At 64.4% G+C, this 5,263-nt stretch carries 7 protein-coding genes; 1 reads left to right on the top strand and 6 read right to left on the bottom strand.

From position 1 onward, the window contains the following. Positions 1-6: 6 nt before the first annotated feature. The 6 genes from VH499_RS16740 to VH499_RS16765 form a co-directional block, all read right to left on the bottom strand. Positions 7-456 carry an ion channel gene (locus VH499_RS16740; RefSeq protein ID WP_332053882.1) on the bottom strand — a complete coding sequence of 150 codons (450 nt, stop codon included), beginning with the start codon at positions 454-456 and terminating at the stop codon, positions 7-9. Between the two features lie 43 nt (positions 457-499). Then, positions 500-1,015: an FUSC family protein gene (locus VH499_RS16745; RefSeq protein WP_332053883.1), complete on the bottom strand. Its 516-nt coding sequence runs from the start codon at positions 1,013-1,015 to the stop codon at positions 500-502. 7 nt (positions 1,016-1,022) lie between these two features. Then, the gene (locus tag VH499_RS16750; RefSeq protein WP_332053884.1) at positions 1,023-1,955 is read right to left on the bottom strand and encodes a hypothetical protein; all 933 of its coding nucleotides are present in this window, start codon (positions 1,953-1,955) and stop codon (positions 1,023-1,025) included. Between the two features lie 38 nt (positions 1,956-1,993). Further along, positions 1,994-2,536: a hypothetical protein gene (locus tag VH499_RS16755; protein ID WP_332053885.1), complete on the bottom strand. Its 543-nt coding sequence runs from the start codon at positions 2,534-2,536 to the stop codon at positions 1,994-1,996. Further along, positions 2,533-3,294, bottom strand: a complete 762-nt coding sequence (locus VH499_RS16760) for a carboxymuconolactone decarboxylase family protein (protein WP_332053886.1) — start codon at positions 3,292-3,294, stop codon at positions 2,533-2,535. The genes VH499_RS16755 and VH499_RS16760 overlap by 4 nt, the downstream gene beginning before the upstream one ends. A gap of 162 nt (positions 3,295-3,456) precedes the next feature. After that, positions 3,457-4,569 carry a 3-keto-5-aminohexanoate cleavage protein gene (locus VH499_RS16765; protein WP_332053887.1) on the bottom strand — a complete coding sequence of 371 codons (1,113 nt, stop codon included), beginning with the start codon at positions 4,567-4,569 and terminating at the stop codon, positions 3,457-3,459. A gap of 140 nt (positions 4,570-4,709) precedes the next feature. Between VH499_RS16765 and VH499_RS16770 the strand changes: the two genes are divergently transcribed. After that, positions 4,710-5,263, top strand: a 554-nt coding sequence (locus VH499_RS16770) for an AraC family transcriptional regulator (RefSeq protein WP_332053888.1), incomplete at its 3' end; no start/stop codon positions are given.

Genomic DNA, 5,263 nt, shown 5'->3' on the forward strand with positions numbered 1-5,263 from the left:
CCGACATCAGTTCGTCGCCGATTCGTGCCAGCCACGCATGCGCTGGATCACATCGAACAAGAGCGCCGTCGACCAGCCGAACATCAGCATGCCGACGGCGGCCTCCGTGGTGCCAACGATGCGATGCAGCGGCGAGAGCGCCAGATCCGACGCGCCCATGGTGGTGAAAGAGGCAAGCGAGAAGTAGATGCAGTTGGTGAAGCTGCCGAGATCGCCCCACGCGTAATAGAGCAGTGCCCAGAGCGTGACCTCGCCGATCAGACCGAGCACGAGGATCACCACGGCTGCGACGACGTAGACGACGCCCCAGTGGTTGAGCTGTCCGGAACCTTTCGGCGGCGGCACGACCTGCAGGAACCAGGTCAGTGCAATCTGCGTCGCCGCCTGCATGACCACGGTGAGGCCGACCATGCCGAGGCCGCGCAGGAAATGCAGGGGGCTGATGACCTGGTCCATGGTGTCCTCCTCGGCCCGGCTGCGCCCTCCGCCTGCCGGGTCTTCATGGCTTCGCGCCATCCTTGCTCCGGCTGATCGGCCAGAGTCTTGCCATGACCACGCTCACCGCCCAGCCAACGGCGCAGCCGAAGATCACTTCCAGGACCTTGTGCACGCCATGTTCCATGCCGGTCAGCTTGGATTGGGCGGACAGCCCGCCGGCGATGACGATGGCGGCGGTGATGGGGGCCTGGCGCCACATGGTCTGGATGTGGACGAGGTAGGTCGAGGCCAGCACGGCGAGGCTGAGCGACAGGGGGATCTTCCACTGGTTGGGATATCCGACCGCGAGGACGACGAAGCCGACGGCGCAGCCCACCAGCACGTTGATCATGCGCGCGCGAAACAGGCGCGCCGCCTCGTCGGCCCTGGGGTCGGAGGCCGCCACCATGGAGGCGATGGCCCAGATGGCATTGGTGTCGGCGATCCGCTCGAGCACGTACCAGACGATGGTCGCCGCGATGAAGACGTTGACGGCAAAGCGGACGCCGGTGAGATCGCGCGGAAGGCCGAAAGCCACGACCGCCTCACTCGTGCGCGTTCGGCGGGTTGCCCTTCAGGTGATAGACGATCCCGGTCTTGGTCGCGCCGAGCTGCAGCCAGTCACGCGCCTCCCATTGCAGTTGCTTGAAGAAGGCGCGACCGCGGTCGAGATTCAGCGCATTGAGCTCCTCGCGGCGCCTGAACTTGAGCTGGAACGCAAACTCGCCGATCAGCGGCCGGTGCTCGCCGCGGGTTCGCCACAGCGCCACGTTGGCGACCGGGCAGAAGCCGTTGCCGAAATCCAGCACGCCGACGTCCTGCTGCACTTCCTCCACAATGGCACCGCTCACCAGCTCGACCCGCTCGCCCGGTTCGCGCTTGAGAGCCTTGAGCGGCGGCAATACCGCCGCGATCCAGTCGAGCGACGTGCGATCGCCCTCGCCCAGCGAATGCAGGGGAAATTCGACGTTGTGCGAATAGAGCACGCGTATGCCGCCCACCTCGTCCTTGAGCGGCAGGGCCTCCGCCTTGAACTTGATCCGATAGTCGCCCGGTATTCTGGGCCGCACATCGATCTCCGCCGCCTTTTGCAGGTCGGGATGGCGAAACTTGAACACGATCTCGGGATCGCCGTCGGGGAAGCCGTCGCGGTAGGGGATCCGGCGGCGCAGGATGAAGGCGTTGTTGTAGAGCCGGAAATCGGCCGTGTCGAGGAACAGGACCTCGCGGATCTTCAGCGGCTCTTCGGCATACTCGCCATCCTGGAACGAGATGCCGTTGTCCCTGGCCGGACGTTTGAGAAGCTTGCCGAAATCGAACAGGCTGGCGCGCGACGTGAAGTGATTGGGCTTCAAAATGATCTTGCATTCCAAGTAACCGATCTGGTCGAAGGGCATGCCATCGGCGTACTTGCCGGGCCGAACCTGCGGCAGCGGCGGCGACGCCTTGACCTGCACCTTGTCCCGCTTCTTCGCCATCGACTCCTCCCTCTGTCTTCCCTTCCCGGCCGCGATGCCTACCCGTCTTTCGGGCTGGCTGCCTGCGCTTTCGGGCCGTGATGGAACATCAGCGCCCACAGTCGGCCTTCCCCCAGAACCTGGCTGATCTCGCGAAGCGCGAAGAACGGCAGCAGCGAGACCGTCATGATCGCCCACACACAGGCGATGCCGATCCAGGTGCCGCCCCCGATTGCGGGAACGCTCGCGGCGGCGGATTTGCCCGCGAACATCCCGACCACCGTTTCCTCCAACGCGTGGAACGCAATGAATACGATCGCGAAGAGGGAAGCCTTGTAGGCGATCGGATAGATCATCGGCAGATGATCGAACCGGCGCCCCAGCTTCAGGTCCTCGGCGACCAGCATGACTTTCGCGAGGATCGCGGCGTTGACAAGCGCAAATCCCTGCGAAACGAAGCTCACGTTCGTGTTACCCAGGATCACCGCCTCGTTGAGCACGAACAGCCCGAACACCACCCAGAGATAGACGAACATGAGGAGGAAACGGCGAAACTCGTCGATTCCCCGGGCTGCCAGGTCGTGCAAGCGATCGCTGTTCAAGGGACCGCCTCCAGGCCGGGCTTGCCCATGCGCGCCAGTTCCTCGGCGAGAATGGGCACGCCGAGATTGCAGGCCTGGACGCCCTGCACGACGCAGAGCTTGAGGACTTCCATGATCTCCTCGACCGTCGCGCCGGCCTTGAGCGCCGCTTTGATGTGACGGCGCGTGCCTGGCGCGTACATGTGCGTGTAGGAGGCATCGAAGGCGATGCTCAGGAGCTCGATCTCCTTCGGCGTGAAGGTCTTGCTGGCATAGATGCCGATGGCCGTCGCCATGAACCCGTCCGTCCATTGCGGATCGAGATCGAAGAAGGGATCCCAGGCCGTGTTCCACTGGCCGGCGGCCCGCATGCGGTCGCAGGCGGGCGTAGGATCGTTGCTCTTCGCGGCAGGCTTCACACCTGCCGCCTTCGCCTCCTCCAGCAGGATCGGCGCGCCGAGGCTGCAGGAGTGGATGGACATCACCGACGCCATCTTGAGGACCATGAGGATCTCGTCTCTGGTCGCACCGGCAGCCAAAGCAGCACGGATATGGCGCCGCGTGCCGTCCGGATTGAGGTTGGTGCAGGCCGCATTCAACGCCACGCCGACGAGTTCGACGAACTTGCGCGGCAGGATGCCATGGACCCACGGATCGGTGCTCATGGTCGAGCAGATGGCAACCCAAATCGGATCCCAGGCCCGCATTTGTTCGCGTGCCGTGTCCCACGGGCCCATTTCCCGCGACTGCGGAACTTTCGTCTCTTCATTCGCATCCATGATGAGGCTCCGACATTCAAATCGCGGCGCCCAAACGTCCGCATATTCCGGCGGGCCGACTCCGGACTTCGATGGCCGTGACAACCTGGATGCCGCGGGCGCCCGGCCCCGCGGCACGCAACGTCACCTGGCCAGAGCATTACGGGGCCAGAACACGCGGAGTCAGAGCACGCTGACGGGACTCGTCTTCGAGTGCGCCGCCTTGGGCAGACGACCGTCGGTGGCGTAGGTGAGGAAGCCCGTGTAGCCCTCGGGCCGGTTCGGCGGCAGCCCGAGGCTGAACAGCGTCTCCTCGACGGTGTCGTACCATACCCCGATCTTCATCATCTTGCGGGCCTCGTCGGCCGTGGCGACCTTGCGGCCGAACTGCTCGGACATTTTCACGGCCCACTCGATCTGCTTCACCGTCGACCAGCGCTGCCTGCGCGCATCCCAAAGATTGTCCTCATTGCCGACCCGGACGTGCGCGCCGAGGATGATCGCCAGATTCTGGATCGCGATGTTGCCGCGCATGCTGCTCCAGAAGGTGACGCTGGAGGCGCCGTGCGGCGTGCGGCGCAGCATCTCCATCCAGTCGAACGGATTGCGGCCCATCGAGCCGCCGCCGTAGCCGCAAAGGGCCACGTTCATCGGCCCCATGTAGATGCCGCCGCGGATCAGCCGCTCGATGATTTCGAGCTGGTGGACGTGACCGGGCACGAAATAGGGCTGGATCCTGTGGGCGCGCAGGCGCTTGAGATGCTCGATGTAGAACTTGGACGTCGAGTCCACGACCATGTCGGCCCAGGCCGCCTGCACCTTGGGATCGTCGAGATGCGTCCCCTTGGCATCGCCCGGAATGAACGCCTGGGTGACGTCCCATAGCGTGGTCCCTGTCGTGACGGTCACGCAATCCGGCTTGGGATCGAGCTCGGTCAGCATGTGCCGCGTGTCGTAGTCGAGCCACTTGGCCTTGGCCTCGGCGGTATGGGGCGCGAAGGAGATCGAGCCCCCGACCTGCAGGATCATCTTCGGCACCGCCTCACGCAGACGGGTGAGGAGATAGTTGTATTCGTCGAAGTTGCTCGAGCCCTGGCCGGTCTTCGGGTCGCGCAGATGCACATGCAGCATCGTGGCACCCGCGTTGTAGCAATCGACGGCGGCCTGGACCTGCTGGTCCCAGGTCAGGGGCAGCTCGTCGACGTCGCCCGGCAGCCATTCCGGGCCGTACGGCGCCGCAGTGATGATGAGCGGCTGCATGTTTTCGGGAAACAGCGAATCGTCCGTGAAATACATGGGGACCTCCCTCGGCTTGCCTGATCACGCGAAAGGCGACCACACTGCCGGCGGAAGGGTTTGACATCCTCGGGCAAATCTTTGGACAATTGGAGACACGGCTCCAGAACTTGCGACCTGTCGCCTCCACGACCGAATTGATGCGCGCTGCCAGCCTGACGGCCTTCCCGGAAGTCGCGCGGTCGTTCGGCCTGAAACCGGAATCCCTGCTCGCGGAAGTGGGGATCGACCGCCGTGCGCTGGACGATCCTGAGATGCTCATCTCCGCGCCCGCTGTCGGCCGGCTCCTCGAGCTGGCTGCACAGCAGGCGAAAGCCGATGCGTTCGGGCTGCACATGGCCGAGACACGGAGCATTGCGATCCTGGGACCGATCGGCTTGCTGCTGCGCGAGGAGCCGACGGTACGCCATGCCGTCCACTCGCTGGCCAAGTACCTTTCCCTGCACAATGAGACGCTCGTGTTGCACCTCGACGAAGTCGAGGATCAGGCTGTTGTGAATCTGGAAATCCATCTCGCCAGGCAAATGCCGTTCCGGCAGGGGGTCGAACTCAGCATCGCCGTTCTGTATCGCATCTTGCAGTCCCTGATCGGCCCGACCTGGCAGCCGATCGTCTGCTTCACGCACGAACCGCCGGCGCGCCGCGACGTGCATCATCGCGTGTTGGGCGCGCGCGTCGATTTTCGCTGCAACTA

The organism is Reyranella sp. (genome assembly GCF_036558665.1).
Taxonomy (GTDB): Bacteria; Pseudomonadota; Alphaproteobacteria; order Reyranellales; family Reyranellaceae; genus Reyranella.